The sequence below is a fragment of the Shewanella maritima genome (genome assembly GCF_043643735.1).
Lineage (GTDB): Bacteria > Pseudomonadota > Gammaproteobacteria > Enterobacterales > Shewanellaceae > Shewanella > Shewanella maritima_A.
Window position 1 is genome coordinate 223096 of record NZ_JBHZSM010000002.1, and the last position, 13834, is coordinate 236929.

Genomic DNA, 13834 nt, shown 5'->3' on the forward strand with positions numbered 1-13834 from the left:
GCATTGGCGATGAAGTCGTTTTGACTGTTTCGGTATTGTGAACGAATTATTCACAGTAAAAAATTTTGAAATGGAATCCATAATGAGCAAAAGCTTTTTCAGTAAGTTAGCTTTTTGGCAGTCGACAACCCAGTCAGGGCAATTGGGTGTGTACCTTGCTGCACAAGCATTATGGGTGTTTCAAATGCCTCAATCCGCTGAGACTGACAAGCCTACCGTTGAAAGTTTTCCATTCGAAGAACAAAACTTAAATGCAGCGCTAAGCGCGATAAAACAGCAGTTTGGCGCTGCTGAAATCCAATTTGTCCTAGGTGCTAGCCATTACCAGTTACTCCAAGCAGATAAACCTAATGTCGATGAGGCTGAAATTAACCAAGCGTTAATTTGGCAAGTGAAAGACATGGTGTCAGAGCCTGTCACTGATATTCAATTAGATTATTTTGAAACAAGTGTGTCAGTGGCGAATAAGGTCAATGTGGTGATTGCCAGCAAGCCATTACTCGTCAAGTTAGCCACTGCGTGTGATGAATTGGGGTTAACTGTTGCTGGGATCAGTGTTGAAGAATTGATGTTTGACCAATTATTTTCTGATGATGCAATGGCGCATTTGATTGTCGTCCATTTGCCTGATGAAGAGTTATTGCTCACGGTTGTGAAAGCCGGTGAATTATTAATGCAGCGTCGAGTGCGCGGCTTTGCTCAATTAGATAAAGCAAAAGCTGAAGAGTTAAGTTATGGCATGGCTGATAATTTGAGCTTGGAAATTCAACGTTCAATGGATTACTTTGAAAGCCAGTTACGTCAGGCGCCAGTGGCGTCTATTTCAGTATTAACCGATGGTGAATCTGACACCCTTGCACAGTTAATTTCTGCAAACTTTAATCAAAAAGTACAGGCGGTTGAGCATCAAGGTGTTGCTGGATTCATGGCAATGTTGGCCCGTAAAGAATTATCACGAGGTGACGCAGCCTAATGAAAACTCGGATTAATTTATATTCAGCCAATTTATTACCGCCCAAGCTACGTTTATCGCTGAAACGTTTGGTGATGTTTACCGTTGCGGTTGTGGCAATATGTGCCATTTGTTTATCACTGATGCTTTGGCAGCAATCGAGTTACGAGCAGCAAAGAACACAAGTGGCTGCTGAAAAAGAAAGTTTAGACATGAAAAAGGCGCAATTAGAAGCGCAAATAGCTGCGCGTAAACCGAATGCTGATTTAGTCGCCAAGGTTGAACTAGAGCAAAAAAGGTTAGAGATAAAACGCCTGTTGAAGGTCGAGTTAAGTGCGCGAAAAGATATGATTAGCCGAGGTTATTCACCCTTGTTAGTTGATTTAGCGCAAGCCGCAGATGATTCTGTTTGGTTGAGTCAAATCTATGTTGCAAAAGGGCAATACAGTTTTGCGGGCTTTGGCTCAAGTGCGCAAAGTATCCCTCTGTGGATTGAACGCTTGAAAACAACACAAACTTTGCAGGGTTACTCATTTGCTTCGATGACAATGAATCGTGGTGATGACCAACCATTGGCGTTTACCTTGACCAGCCAAGTAGAGCTAGTGGAGGCTGGTAAATGAAGTCACAATGGCTAGCACTTGAAAGTAAGTTTAACCCGCTCACACAGCGTGAACGTGGTCTGATTGCTTTGGTCGTAATGATTGCGGTGGGCATGTTGGCTATGACGTTGCTTGAGAGCCAGTGGAATGCATTAAGTCAGACGAAAAAACAACTTAAATCGATTACATACGAAAACAGTATAGCTGAGCAACAAATTGCACTGTATCAACAGCAGCTGGCTAAAGATATCGATGAAGACTATCGACAACGTCTAGCACTGATAGTGGAACAAATTGCCAAGGTTGATGCCGAGTTGGGTGAGCAAATGGTTGATATGGTGCCGGCCAGTCATATGCCGAGTATGTTGGCAAACCTACTATCGAATGTACAAGGTGTCACGTTAGAGTCATTTACCTCAATTGCTCCTACACCGCTTATTCAAGTGGGTGAGCAAGAGAAAATGAACTTATATAGTCATGGCATTGAATTAACCTTAACAGGCAGTTATTTCGACATTTTAAAATTTATACAGGCAGTGGAAAGTATGCCTGATAAGCTTTTTTGGCAAAGTATGGATTATCAGGTAGATGCGTACCCTAAAGGGAAAATAACACTGCAATTGTACACGCTCAGTATTAATAAGGATTTTATCGGTGTCGCCAATCAGCATTAGATTCAGCGTAGTCATAGCGACAGGCTTAGTGCTAATGTCGTCAATGATACAAGCAAAACAGTTACGAGACCCTACCATGCCGGGTAGCGGTGCGCGCGTGAGTTCAACTTCTGTGGTTGTTAATGAGGCATTAGTCCTAAACAGTATCGTCAATGGCGTTGAAAAAGTCGCAGTGATAAATAATAAAATTTTAACGACAGGTGACGTCATTCAGGGACGCAAAATAGCTTATATCGGACAAAACTATGTCAATTTCACCGATGGCAGTAAATTACAGCTATTTAAGTCGATTACAGGGAAATAGGAATATCAATATAATGAAAGCAGCAAAATTGTTAACCCCATTTGTTTCTCTGTTTTTAGTGGCGTGTCAGATCCCAAATGATAGGCCGAACCCATCAACATCTAAGGAAGTACTCAGCCGCTCTTTAGCAGCAAATCAGCAGCAAAAATCAGTCACACCACCGCCAGCGGTTATGCCTGCCGATGTGCAGCGTGAGTTAAATAGTAGTCGCAATATTGCAGTGCCTACCCGCCCAGCTGAACGACGTTTTGATGTGGCAGCCAGTGATGTTGATGCGAAGGTATTTTTCCCGAGCTTAGTCAAAGGCTCACCTTTAAGTGTGGCTGTTCACCCTGACGTGCAAGGTACCATTTCTTTATCACTAAAAGGTGTGACACTATCAGAAGCAATTCAAGTTGTTGAAGATATTTACGGCTATGAAGTTAGCCGTGAAGGTCGCGTGTTGCGAGTCTTCCCAGCAGGCATGCGCACCGAAACATTCCCGTTGAACTATTTGTATATGCAACGTGAGGGGTTGTCGCTAACCTCAGTGAGTTCAGGCCGCATTTCTGATAACAATAACAACAGTAATTCAAGCAATAGCAGCTCAAGCTCAAGCGGTTTTAGTAACAATAGTAGCAACAGCAGCGACAGTAACAACAATAATAGTGGTGATAATAATAACGGCACTTTTATCCGCTCTAAAACCAAAACGGATTTTTGGGGTGAGTTAGAAGGTACCTTATCGTCCATTATTGGTAAAACTGGTGATGGCCGCCAAGTGGTCGTGACTCCACAAGCTGGATTAGTGACTATCAGAGCGTATCCTAACGAGCTACGTCAAGTTCGCAATTTTATTAAAAAAGCCGAAACCCACCTGCAACGACAAGTGATATTAGAGGCCAAGATTTTAGAAGTGACATTGTCTGATGGCTATCAGCAAGGTATTCAGTGGGATAGTGTCGTTGGCCATATTGGCAGCACAAATGTCGAATTTGGCACATCACCGAGTACAGGCTTAAGTGATGCCATTACCAATGTGATTGGTGGGGTAACCTCTATTAGTGTTTCAGGCAGTGACTTTAACACCATGATCAGTTTGCTTGATACGCAAGGGGACGTAGATGTACTCTCTAGTCCGCGTGTGACAGCATCAAATAACCAAAAAGCCGTGATTAAAGTGGGTAATGATGAGTACTTTGTTACTGATGTATCTTCAACTACCGTAGCAGGTACCACCCCCGTGACCACTCCACAAGTTGAGCTTACGCCATTTTTCTCTGGTATTGCGTTAGATGTAACGCCGCAAATTGATGATGAGGGCAATGTGCTACTTCACGTGCACCCATCAGTGATTAATGTACAGGAACAAATTAAGGAAATTAAAGTCAGTGACTCAACCTTGCAACTGCCATTAGCGCAAAGCGAAATTCGTGAGTCCGATACCGTGATTAAAGCTTCATCGGGTGATGTAGTCGTTATTGGTGGCTTGATGAAGAGCGATAATATTGAAGTGGTGTCAAAAGTGCCTCTGCTAGGTGATATCCCATTTGTTGGTGAAGCATTTACTAACCGCAGCCGTTCAACCACTAAAACAGAGTTGATCATTATGCTCAAGCCGACAGTAGTGGGAGATGGCACCTGGGCAACAGAGCTACAACGTTCTCAAAAGTTAATCGACCGCTGGTACCCTGAAAAGCAATAAGGTAATTGAAAACATAACATGTATTTGCAGCATTTTGGCTTAACTCAATTACCATTCACATTGACGCCAAATACAGAGTTTTTCTTTGGTTTGGCGCCACATGTTGAAGCATTGCAGGTGTTACAAACAGCGTTAGAAACTGGTGAGGGTTTTATAAAGGTTACCGGTGAAGTCGGCACAGGTAAAACCTTAGTCTGCCGTAAGTTACTAAATGACTTACCAAAACAATATCATTGTGCTTATATTCCTAATCCTTATTTGTCGCCTGTAGAGCTGCGTTGGGCCGTTGCAAGCGAGTTAGGCATAGAAGCTGAAGGTGAGATTAATCAGCAGCAATTAACAGGGTTAATTCACGATCAATTACTGAAGTTAAATAAGCAAGGCTTCCATGTACTGTTAGTACTAGACGAGGCTCAAGCCTTACCTGATGACAGTATCGAAGCACTGCGATTATTTACCAATTTAGAAACTGAAAGCCACAAGTTGCTGCAGGTGGTTTTATTTGGTCAGCAAGAGTTGGATGAACGCCTTGCGAAGCCCAAATTTAGACAATTGAGGCAACGTATTACGTTTAGTTATCACTTGCGACCTCTTAGCTGGGATGAGGTCGAAGCTTACATTCAGTATCGCCTTTCAATTGCGGGTTATAAGGGAACGCCCTTGTTTACTCAAGCTCATGCCAAATATATCGCTAGCGCATCTCGTGGTATTCCTCGTTTAGTTAATATCCTCGCTCATAAGAGCTTACTGTTATGCTTTGGAGATGGCAGTCGGCAAGTAAACAAGAAACACTGTAAAGAGGCTGCACTGGATACCGAAGATGTTCAAATGCCCCCGGTTGCCCAGCCGCGTCGCTACCATGCATGGATAATAGTAACCCTGATGATCATGCTGATTAGCTTTATTTTATATAACACCAATTGTTGCGCAGACATTTGGGCACAAATGAGAGCTTGGATATGAGCGTGATTAATAAAATGCTGCAAGATTTAGATAAAAAGCGGCAACCAACCGATGCTAAGGCAGACTCCGAGTTGCAGCAAACCGCACCACAAAGTGAGTTTGTAAAGCCAGAATTACAATATCAACAACGTCCTAAAACAAGTACGCGCTCGCCATTATTGCTTGGCCTTATTTTGCTAGTATTAATTGCGCCTACAGTCTGGTTTGGTATCAACTTATTACAACAAGCACCTCAACAAAATGTGGTTCACAATCAGCCTTCTACAGCGCTACCTGAAGTAGCGGTTTCACCCGTTAACGTAGAGTCTGCCGCAGATAAAACGCCTTTAGTTGAGCAAGAGCCATCAGCGAATATAGTGTCATTAGCGAATAAAGAGCCATCAGCCAATCAGGAGACATCAAGCGGGCAAATATTATCAGTTGAGCAACAACAATCTGACATTCAAAAGCAGCCTGCCAATACTCAAGTGGTGGCGTCAGCCTCTATAAATACTGAAGAAATGGGGTCAGTGTCTGTTGCGTCAACAAGCTTAGATACTGGTTCTGTAGAAACAACTGCTCAACTGACAGATCCAATTGATACAGATAAGTCAGCGCAAGATGTCGACAGTATTGCTTCACTTGAGCCAACATCTTCCGCAGCGGAAGCTGTGAGCTCACCAGCAAGTAACCAAACCGCCGATACTCAGTCTGTTACAACAAATTCAATATCTGAAACACCAAAAGTTACCGTAAGAGAAGTGATACTGACGAAACAGCAACTGGCGCAAAGAGAGTTTGACCAAGCTAATGCTGCTGAGGCCAGAGGCGATTTACAACAAGCTGCAAACCAATATTTGCAGGCCACTCTCCATCGTCCTGATTTTCATAAAGCACGTATGCAACTTGCCGAGGTTTACCATAGGGTAAATCGCACTGATACTGCGGTAAGAGTGTTAGAAGCTGGCGCAAGTATGTACCCACAGGAATGGGAATTTTATATTTTGATGGCGAATTATTTGAGTGCACTGGGACAAAACCACCATGCATTGAATAAGCTAGATAATATTGCTGACACTAGCGATTGGGCGCGCGATAAATGGATGCAACAGGCGGTATTGGCTCAGCAAACCGGACAACACTCAATAGCTGAAGCGGCTTATCGTTCATTGGTTAAGGTTGAGCCTGGTCAAGGTCGCTGGTGGTTGGGGTTAGCTTATGCTCTTGACTCTCAGCAATTATTTTCACAAGCAGCCCAAGCTTATCGTACCGCCTCGCAAAGTGCCGGTTTATCCAATAATGCGCTGCAATTCATTGATGATCGTTTAGCCGAATTAGGAGATACCCTATGAAACCCAAGTTAAAGATGCGCTTAGGGGATTTACTTGTTCAAGAGTTGATTATCACGGAAGAGCAACTTACACAGGCACTGTCTGAACAACGAAATTCAGGCAAAAAGCTTGGACGTACCTTGATTGATCTGCACTATATCTCAGAAGATCAGTTACTCAAGTTTTTATCGCAACAGCTTAATTTACCGTTTGTGGACATTAGCCGTAAGCCAGTTGCCCCTGAGGTGGTGTCAATTTTACCTGAAGTGCAAGCCAGACGTTACCGTGCACTGGTGATAGAAAGCCACAATGAACATGTATTGGTCGCGATGAGTGATCCTGCCGATTTGCAGGCGATTGATAATATTGAGGTGATGGTTGCGCCAAAGCTGCTAAAAATTGCCGTTTGCCCAGAACAACAGTTACTCGATGCTTTCGACAATCTCTATCGCCGTACTGATCAAATTGCGGAAATTGCCGGTAAATTAGATGAAGAATATGCCGCTGATGACATGTTCGACTTGGGCAGCCTTACCCAAAGCGACAGCGACAACGAGACCACGGTTGTTAAGCTACTGCAGTCGATTTTTGAAGATGCAGTGCAAATGCGGGCATCGGATATTCATATCGAACCGGGTGAAGAAGTACTGCGTATTCGTCAGCGTATCGACGGCTTGTTACATGAGAACACGCTTAGCGAAGTTAACATTGCTTCAGCATTAGTTTTGCGACTAAAGCTGATGGCGGGATTGGATATTTCCGAGAAGCGTTTGCCACAAGATGGCCGATTTCATATTGAGATTAAGGGCCATAAAATTGATGTGCGTATGTCGACCATGCCGATTTATCATGGCGAATCAGTCGTGATGCGTTTACTCGACCAAACTGCGGGTTTACGTACATTAGATGAAACCGGTATGCCGCCGAAAATTGTTGAGCGAATTCGTAAACAAATTAAGCGTCCACACGGCATGTTACTGGTAACAGGCCCAACGGGTAGCGGTAAAACGACGACCTTATACGGTATTTTAAGCGAGTTAAACAAAGCGGATACCAAAATCATTACAGTAGAAGACCCTGTCGAATACCAGCTTCCTAGAATTAACCAAGTACAAGTTAGCCATAAAATTGGTTTGGATTTTTCGAATGTACTGAGAACCACTTTACGTCAAGACCCTGATATTATCATGGTGGGTGAGATGCGTGACCAAGAAACCGTGGAGATTGGTCTGCGTGGTGCATTAACCGGCCACTTTGTATTATCAACATTGCATACCAATGATGCGGTGACCAGCGCATTACGTCTGTTAGATATGGGGGCGGCAAGTTACTTAGTCGCCAGTGCATTAAGGGTCATTATTGCTCAGCGCCTTGTGCGTCGTGTTTGTCAAAACTGTGCCGTTGATCATCAACCCTCTGCGGCTGATATGAGTTGGCTAAAAAGTGTCTCTTCACTTGATTTTACTCAGGCTCGTTTTCGAATGGGCACGGGTTGCCAAAGTTGTAATGGTTCGGGTTACCGTGGCCGAGTGGGTATTTTTGAGATCCTTGAGCTCGATGAGCCGATGATTGACGCAATGAGGACAGGCAATCCACAAGCGTTTGCTCATGCGGCAAAATTAAGCCCGAATTTTATTCCATTAGCTGACTCAGCCATGACTTATTTGATGCAAGGAACCACAACCATTGAAGAAGTCGCTAAACTAGTAGAAGACGTGAGCGAATCTGCTGTGCCGCTTTCAGAAGACATGATGAGTCAGCACTAAAGAGTCAATTATGCCAATATTTCAATATAAAGGACGAGACCAGCAAGGCCAGGCAGTGAGTGCACGCCTTGAAGCTGCGACAGAGAATGCTGCAGCCGATACCTTGATGTCCCGTGGCATTATTCCGCTGGAATTAACAGAAGTAAAACAGCAGGCGTCGTTTTCATTAGCAAATATTTTTGGTTCTAAGGTTTCACTGGAAGAACTACAAATCTTCACTCGACAAATGTATTCATTGACTCGTTCAGGCATTCCCATTTTACGTGCGATTGCAGGACTGTCAGAAACCACTCACTCTAAAAGAATGAAAGATGCACTTGATGATATTTCCGAGCAGCTTACTTCGGGGCGACCATTGTCCTCAGCTATGAATCAGCATCCTGATGTATTCAGTTCACTGTTCGTTTCCATGGTTCACGTGGGGGAGAATACGGGTAAGTTAGACGAGGCATTTTTACAGTTATCATCATACATCGAGCGAGAGCAAGAGACGCGTCGCCGTATCAAATCTGCAATGCGTTACCCTATGTTTGTGTTGCTCGCTATTGCGCTGGCAATGGTTGTCTTAAATATCATGGTTATCCCAAAATTTGCAGAGATGTTTTCTCGCTTTGGTGCTGAATTACCTTGGGCAACAAAACTACTCATCAGCACTTCTAGCTTATTTGTGAACTATTGGCCTCATATGATTGTCGGACTTATTGCCATTATTATTGGCGTTAAATACTGGCATCACACTGAAAAGGGTGAGAAGCAGTGGGATAAATGGAAAATGCATATTCCTGCAGTAGGATCAATTATAGAACGTTCTACGTTATCCAGATATTGCCGCAGCTTTTCTATGATGCTGAGTGCCGGAGTACCAATGACGCAGGCCCTTAGTTTAGTGGCTGATGCAGTAGATAATGCCTATATGCATGACAAAATAGTCAATATGCGTCGCGGTATTGAATCTGGTGAGTCTATGCTGCGGGTTTCTAATAGCAGTGGTTTGTTTACCCCATTGGTTCTACAAATGGTTGCAGTGGGCGAAGAAACTGGACAAATCGATCAGCTTTTGACTGATGCAGCTGATTTTTATGAAGGCGAAGTCGATTACGATCTTAAAAATCTAACAGCAAAATTAGAACCTATTTTGATCGGGTTTGTCGCGGGCATTGTATTGATCCTTGCGTTAGGCATTTACTTACCTATGTGGGATATGCTGAATGTGGTTAAGGGTGGGCAGTAATGTATGGGTTAAGTGGAGGCATGGATGCTGAAACAACAGCAAGCTGAGCATGACATTATCAAAGCCTATGGACGGATTATTGCTGTTTGCGTGTTGTTGCTGTTACTCGCGGTGTTAGGTTTTCGCCACTTTAATGGTGTGCCTACGTTAGTCGGTCACAGCATGGCCATCGAGCACAATCGTTTTTTGCATGTGCTAGCCATGGTACGCAGTCAGTGGATGACATCAGGTCGTCCTAGCAATTTGCATTTAGATTGGGAAAGCTTGGCCTCAAATATGCAGCCTAATTTAAGCCAAGCCTCAGAAGAAACGAAAGCATCAAAAAGCAGTGAAGCACATAGTGAAAGTGAAACATACGATTCAGCACAGGCTCAAGCTGGCAATGTTATTTTAATGTCGTCTCAAGGTTTCCCTGAGCTTCACCGTGTCGATGTGCAAGGGTGTTATCAGTTATGGCACCAGTTATTGGCCAGTAGCACCAAGGACTTGATCATCAGCTATGATGCCGACAACCAGATTTGTCGTTACGTGGCACAAAACGAGGCTAGTATTAGTTATCAACACTCATCTGGAAGGGTGATTTTTTTAGAGGGAAGTGACTAGTAGTTGAGTGCTTAAGTTGGTTATTTTGAATAAGCTGCTAATATTAATTTAACAATTAAAAAGTGAGTTAAAATAATTAGCTAGCTAGCAATGATGCAATATTTGACAGGATGGATATTCTTGTTGCAAAAAGATTGGTTTTGATTATTTATTGCTTCAAAAAATATAACGACTGTGTAAAATGACAGACAAATCCATTGTGATTGTAATAGATTGATCTAGTCACTATTTTTTAGCTATTTGCGATAGATTTTGACGCAATTAGCACGATAGCAATATTCATTAGGTTTAAGGTGGTTTTATGATGAAAAAACAAAGTGGCTTCTCACTTATTGAATTAGTGATTGTAATAGTCATCTTAGGGTTACTGGCTGCGACGGCTATTCCTCGTTTTCTAAATGTGACTGAGGAAGCTGAAAACGCCAGTTTAGATGGCGTTGCTGGTGGTTTATCTACCGCAGTGGGTTTTGTTCGTGCGCAATGGGAAGTAGATGGGCGTCGTAATACCTCGGTCATTCTAGATGGCACCAGTGTGGCTCTTGACACCCGTTTTGGTTTCCCTATCGGTATCGATAACTCAACAGATGTCACCACAATGACAGATGAATCTTGTCAGGCCGTATTTAATAGCATTCTACAAAGCGCACCGCGTAATGTGTTATCTACTGAAGATGCACGAAAACAACGTTATACAGTACGTGTGATTAACGGAGTGGGTGGTAGTGCTACGGCAATTGATGGCACTGTGGTTAACGGTATTGATTTATGTGTTTATCACCAAGTGGCTTCTTTAGCGCTAAATGCCAATACCGGCATTCCTAATCCTAATCCAGATTTGAACACAGCGGGTGCCAATGGCATCACCTACAACCCAGGAACTGGGCAGGTATTATCGTTTAGCAATAATTAAGGTTGCTGCACGGCCTAATGATATTAGGCTGCGGCTACCATCTGTGTAGGGGTAATTTGAGCTTACACAGTTACAATTAAATGGCTTTGCCATAAAAAAATAACATAAATAATTTACAAAATTTCGCTTATCTTTGAGGTTTATATTATGCAAAAGCAACAAGGTTTTACTCTGATTGAATTAGTGGTGGTGATCATCATTCTCGGTATTTTGGCAGTGACTGCTGCACCTAAGTTTATTAATTTGCAAGGTGATGCTTATCGCTCAACACTTGATGGCCTCAAGGCTTCACTTCAAGGTGCGAATACTCTTGTATACTCTAAATCAGCTATTGCCGGTAAAGAAAAAGCGGCAGATGATACTGTTCAAGTTGGTGCTACAGCTGCTGATACAGTTGCGATTGCTTTTGGTTACCTTCAAAATGATGCTGCTTCATTAGAAGAAGCGTTGGAGTTGGACACTACGAATGATTGGACAATTGCTGAGGGTGCAGATTTAACTGCGCCAACTATATTATACCAAACAACCTCTCCATATGATGATGGAACAGGTGCTAATCCTGCTGCAGATTGTCATTTAGAGTATACTCCATCTCAAGCATTAGGCGCTTTACCTACTTATGAAGTCAAAGGTGACGATTGTTAAATATTTTAACCTTTGTTTTGAAGCCTGCATATGCAGGCTTTTTTATTGCCTTACCACCTTCAAATCTACTCGCTTGCCGCTCAACCTACCTCCTTCACGCTTCAATTGGTCACAATTGTTAATCATTCAGTGTTTGCTGTTGCAGTTATACAAAGTGTCACACCGTTGACGCAGACAAAATACTGACGTAGTGGGATAATTTGTCAGTATTCTCTATGCCTTTAGGAAAAATTAACAATTGTTTCCAGTTTCAGGCAATATTTTTCAGTATGAAATAAGGTTATATTCATGCAAAAGCAAAATGGTTTTACGTTAATCGAATTAGTGGTGGTGATCATCATCTTAGGTATCCTTGCTGTGACCGCTGCGCCAAAGTTTATTAATCTCCAAGGTGATGCGCGTGTATCAACCTTGCAAGGCGCGAAAGCGGCTATTCAGGGGGCGAATACGCTGGTATTTTCTAAGGCAGCATTAGCTGGTGAGGAAAGAAATGAAAATGGTTCTGTAGATATTGGTATAAGTGATGGAGCTGCTACTCCAAGTACGGTAGTCGCTACTACATACGGTTATCTCGCTGAGAATGAAGCAGCTATCGTTTATGCAACGGATATATCAACATCTGATTGGTCTGTTACTGATGAAACTGATGGAGTGAAATTACAGCAAGTTGGTGCCCCTGATACTTGCTACTTTATTTATAATGAAGCTGGGGGTGTAGGTGAGCAGGCCACATTCTCATATGAGGGCAATGTTGGTGACTTCCCAACAGCCTCTGATTGCTAAATCATAAACCAACGCTTCCTAGGCCTGCAGTCGCAGGCCTTTTTTATCCATAATATTCATCAACAAAGGCTCTTAAATGTCCGTCAGCGACATGCCAATGTATTTGATTGCACTGTTATAAGAAACTTGTCTGCCAAGTCATGACTAAATCACAAACTTTCCCCAACAAAAACAATAAATAGGCAGACAAAATAGCGCTAAATTTGCCATACTAAGCACATAACAATAGACTTAATTGTCTGACACTAATGATAGTGTTGTCGCTTATCGGTGAGGTATTTAACCAGAGCCATAGCTCTTAACCTGAGTTGCTGCTCTTTGCTTCTTCCTGATAGTGATAACCATAAGGCACTCCTGAGTGAATCGGTTAATAATATCGCACTGCATTAAATCCAATGGATTTAGTTTGGTGGAACTGGTGACAACCATATTATTGATCGGCATCCTTGCCGTGACGGTACTGCCGCGCCTGCTATCTGACTCAAGTTACAGTGCCTTTACCCTTCGTAATGAGTTCATATCTGAATTGCGCCAAGCACAGTTGCGTGCAATGCATAACGCTGACCGTTGTTATGCTGTCAGTGTTTCGACTACACACTATCAATTAAAACATTTCAGCGGCCGAGTGGGTAATGCCTGCACTGGGCAAATACGTACTGAGGAAAATCAAGCGTTACAAGGCGGTGCTACCATTGCACTTACTGCAGGTGGGAGCCAGTCATTTGAGTTGGTGTTTGATCAAGCTGGCAGAGTCATTAATCAAAACTGCAATGGCGTCTGTTTTACCGTTTCCGCTGATGATGTGGTGCAAATCGGTGTGAGCACTGAGGGCTATATTTATGCGCTTTAGTATTCAGCGAAAAAAGACCTCACCCTATATCGCTTTCAAGCGCGTTAAATCAACTGGCTTTACCTTGATAGAGTTAGTTGTTGGCATGTTAGTGATCAGCATAGCGTTAGTATTGATGTTAACTATGTTGTTTCCACAAGCCGATCGCAGTGTTGAAACCTTGCATCGTGTGCGCTCTGCAGAATTAGCTCATTCTGTGATGAATGAAATCTGGGGTAAGCGCTATGATCAAAATACCAATCCTAATGGTGGAGTGCCAGCGTGTGACAGTGCTGTAGCGGGAGCGCTGAATTGCTCGACGACACTTGGGCCAAATGGAGAGGCGCGTGATAACTTTAATGATGTTGACGATTATCATGGCTTAACTATCAATAGTTTAATGCTGGATTCAACAGATACCTATGCCAGCTTGTATCCAAATTTTAATATGAATGTCACTGTGGCATACATTAATTCGGCTACGCGGGCACAAAAGTTAATTACCGTTGAAGTGACCACCCCAACTAATGAAAGCATTGTGTACCAAAGCGTTAGGAGTAATTACTAATGACGTTTTC

The 13834-nt window shown here is 42.9% G+C and carries 15 protein-coding genes; all 15 read left to right on the forward strand.

Translation table 11 applies throughout. The features are described 5' to 3' along the window. Positions 1 to 82 precede the first annotated feature (82 nt). The 15 genes from ACHUGF_RS03135 to ACHUGF_RS03205 all read left to right on the forward strand — a co-directional run bounded on the left by ACHUGF_RS03135 (position 83) and on the right by ACHUGF_RS03205 (position 13824). Positions 83 to 973 carry a biogenesis protein MshI gene (locus ACHUGF_RS03135; protein WP_394129325.1) on the forward strand — a complete coding sequence of 297 codons (891 nt, stop codon included), beginning with the start codon at positions 83 to 85 and terminating at the stop codon, positions 971 to 973. Further along, the gene (locus tag ACHUGF_RS03140) at positions 973 to 1575 is read left to right on the forward strand and encodes a PilN domain-containing protein (protein ID WP_394129326.1); all 603 of its coding nucleotides are present in this window, start codon (positions 973 to 975) and stop codon (positions 1573 to 1575) included. The genes ACHUGF_RS03135 and ACHUGF_RS03140 overlap by 1 nt, the downstream gene beginning before the upstream one ends. Further along, a complete protein-coding gene (gene pilO / locus ACHUGF_RS03145) occupies positions 1572 to 2228 on the forward strand; it encodes a type 4a pilus biogenesis protein PilO (protein WP_394129327.1) in 657 nt (218 codons plus the stop codon). Before ACHUGF_RS03140 ends, pilO begins: the two co-directional genes overlap by 4 nt. Continuing rightward, the gene (locus tag ACHUGF_RS03150; protein WP_394129328.1) at positions 2209 to 2532 is read left to right on the forward strand and encodes an MSHA biogenesis protein MshK; all 324 of its coding nucleotides are present in this window, start codon (positions 2209 to 2211) and stop codon (positions 2530 to 2532) included. The genes pilO and ACHUGF_RS03150 overlap by 20 nt, the downstream gene beginning before the upstream one ends. Before the next feature lie 13 nt (positions 2533 to 2545). Further along, entirely contained in the window at positions 2546 to 4216 is a 1671-nt protein-coding gene (gene mshL, locus ACHUGF_RS03155; RefSeq protein ID WP_394129329.1) for a pilus (MSHA type) biogenesis protein MshL, read from the forward strand. An 18-nt stretch (positions 4217 to 4234) separates the two neighbouring features. After that, positions 4235 to 5179: an ExeA family protein gene (locus ACHUGF_RS03160; protein ID WP_394129330.1), complete on the forward strand. Its 945-nt coding sequence runs from the start codon at positions 4235 to 4237 to the stop codon at positions 5177 to 5179. Then, positions 5176 to 6510 (forward strand): tetratricopeptide repeat protein, encoded by a 1335-nt coding sequence (locus ACHUGF_RS03165; RefSeq protein ID WP_394129331.1) that lies wholly within the window; start codon positions 5176 to 5178, stop codon positions 6508 to 6510. The genes ACHUGF_RS03160 and ACHUGF_RS03165 overlap by 4 nt, the downstream gene beginning before the upstream one ends. Further along, positions 6507 to 8255 carry a GspE/PulE family protein gene (locus ACHUGF_RS03170; protein ID WP_394129332.1) on the forward strand — a complete coding sequence of 583 codons (1749 nt, stop codon included), beginning with the start codon at positions 6507 to 6509 and terminating at the stop codon, positions 8253 to 8255. Before ACHUGF_RS03165 ends, ACHUGF_RS03170 begins: the two co-directional genes overlap by 4 nt. 10 nt (positions 8256 to 8265) lie before the next feature. After that, positions 8266 to 9486, forward strand: a complete 1221-nt coding sequence (locus ACHUGF_RS03175) for a type II secretion system F family protein (RefSeq protein WP_394129333.1) — start codon at positions 8266 to 8268, stop codon at positions 9484 to 9486. A gap of 24 nt (positions 9487 to 9510) precedes the next feature. Continuing rightward, positions 9511 to 10089, forward strand: coding sequence for an MSHA biogenesis protein MshF (locus ACHUGF_RS03180; protein WP_394129334.1), 579 nt, complete (start codon positions 9511 to 9513; stop codon positions 10087 to 10089). Positions 10090 to 10390: 301 nt separating this feature from the next. Next, entirely contained in the window at positions 10391 to 10999 is a 609-nt protein-coding gene (locus ACHUGF_RS03185) for a type II secretion system protein (RefSeq protein WP_394129335.1), read from the forward strand. Positions 11000 to 11143: 144 nt separating this feature from the next. Continuing rightward, positions 11144 to 11644 (forward strand): type II secretion system protein, encoded by a 501-nt coding sequence (locus tag ACHUGF_RS03190; RefSeq protein ID WP_394129538.1) that lies wholly within the window; start codon positions 11144 to 11146, stop codon positions 11642 to 11644. Between the two features lie 288 nt (positions 11645 to 11932). Beyond that, a complete protein-coding gene (locus tag ACHUGF_RS03195) occupies positions 11933 to 12427 on the forward strand; it encodes a type II secretion system protein (protein WP_394129336.1) in 495 nt (164 codons plus the stop codon). A 370-nt stretch (positions 12428 to 12797) separates the two neighbouring features. After that, positions 12798 to 13277: a prepilin-type N-terminal cleavage/methylation domain-containing protein gene (locus ACHUGF_RS03200; protein WP_394129539.1), complete on the forward strand. Its 480-nt coding sequence runs from the start codon at positions 12798 to 12800 to the stop codon at positions 13275 to 13277. Further along, a complete protein-coding gene (locus ACHUGF_RS03205; RefSeq protein WP_394129337.1) occupies positions 13267 to 13824 on the forward strand; it encodes a prepilin-type N-terminal cleavage/methylation domain-containing protein in 558 nt (185 codons plus the stop codon). The genes ACHUGF_RS03200 and ACHUGF_RS03205 overlap by 11 nt, the downstream gene beginning before the upstream one ends. Positions 13825 to 13834 lie beyond the last annotated feature (10 nt).

Coding starts and splice junctions, on each gene's coding strand:
- ACHUGF_RS03135 (WP_394129325.1), top strand. CDS start 83: ATGAGCAAAAGCTTTTTCAGTAAGTTAGCTTTTTGGCAGTCGACAACC.
- ACHUGF_RS03140 (WP_394129326.1), top strand. CDS start 973: ATGAAAACTCGGATTAATTTATATTCAGCCAATTTATTACCGCCCAAG.
- pilO (WP_394129327.1), top strand. CDS start 1,572: ATGAAGTCACAATGGCTAGCACTTGAAAGTAAGTTTAACCCGCTCACA.
- mshL (WP_394129329.1), top strand. CDS start 2,546: ATGAAAGCAGCAAAATTGTTAACCCCATTTGTTTCTCTGTTTTTAGTG.
- ACHUGF_RS03160 (WP_394129330.1), top strand. CDS start 4,235: ATGTATTTGCAGCATTTTGGCTTAACTCAATTACCATTCACATTGACG.
- ACHUGF_RS03165 (WP_394129331.1), top strand. CDS start 5,176: ATGAGCGTGATTAATAAAATGCTGCAAGATTTAGATAAAAAGCGGCAA.
- ACHUGF_RS03170 (WP_394129332.1), top strand. CDS start 6,507: ATGAAACCCAAGTTAAAGATGCGCTTAGGGGATTTACTTGTTCAAGAG.
- ACHUGF_RS03175 (WP_394129333.1), top strand. CDS start 8,266: ATGCCAATATTTCAATATAAAGGACGAGACCAGCAAGGCCAGGCAGTG.
- ACHUGF_RS03180 (WP_394129334.1), top strand. CDS start 9,511: ATGCTGAAACAACAGCAAGCTGAGCATGACATTATCAAAGCCTATGGA.
- ACHUGF_RS03185 (WP_394129335.1), top strand. CDS start 10,391: ATGATGAAAAAACAAAGTGGCTTCTCACTTATTGAATTAGTGATTGTA.
- ACHUGF_RS03195 (WP_394129336.1), top strand. CDS start 11,933: ATGCAAAAGCAAAATGGTTTTACGTTAATCGAATTAGTGGTGGTGATC.
- ACHUGF_RS03205 (WP_394129337.1), top strand. CDS start 13,267: ATGCGCTTTAGTATTCAGCGAAAAAAGACCTCACCCTATATCGCTTTC.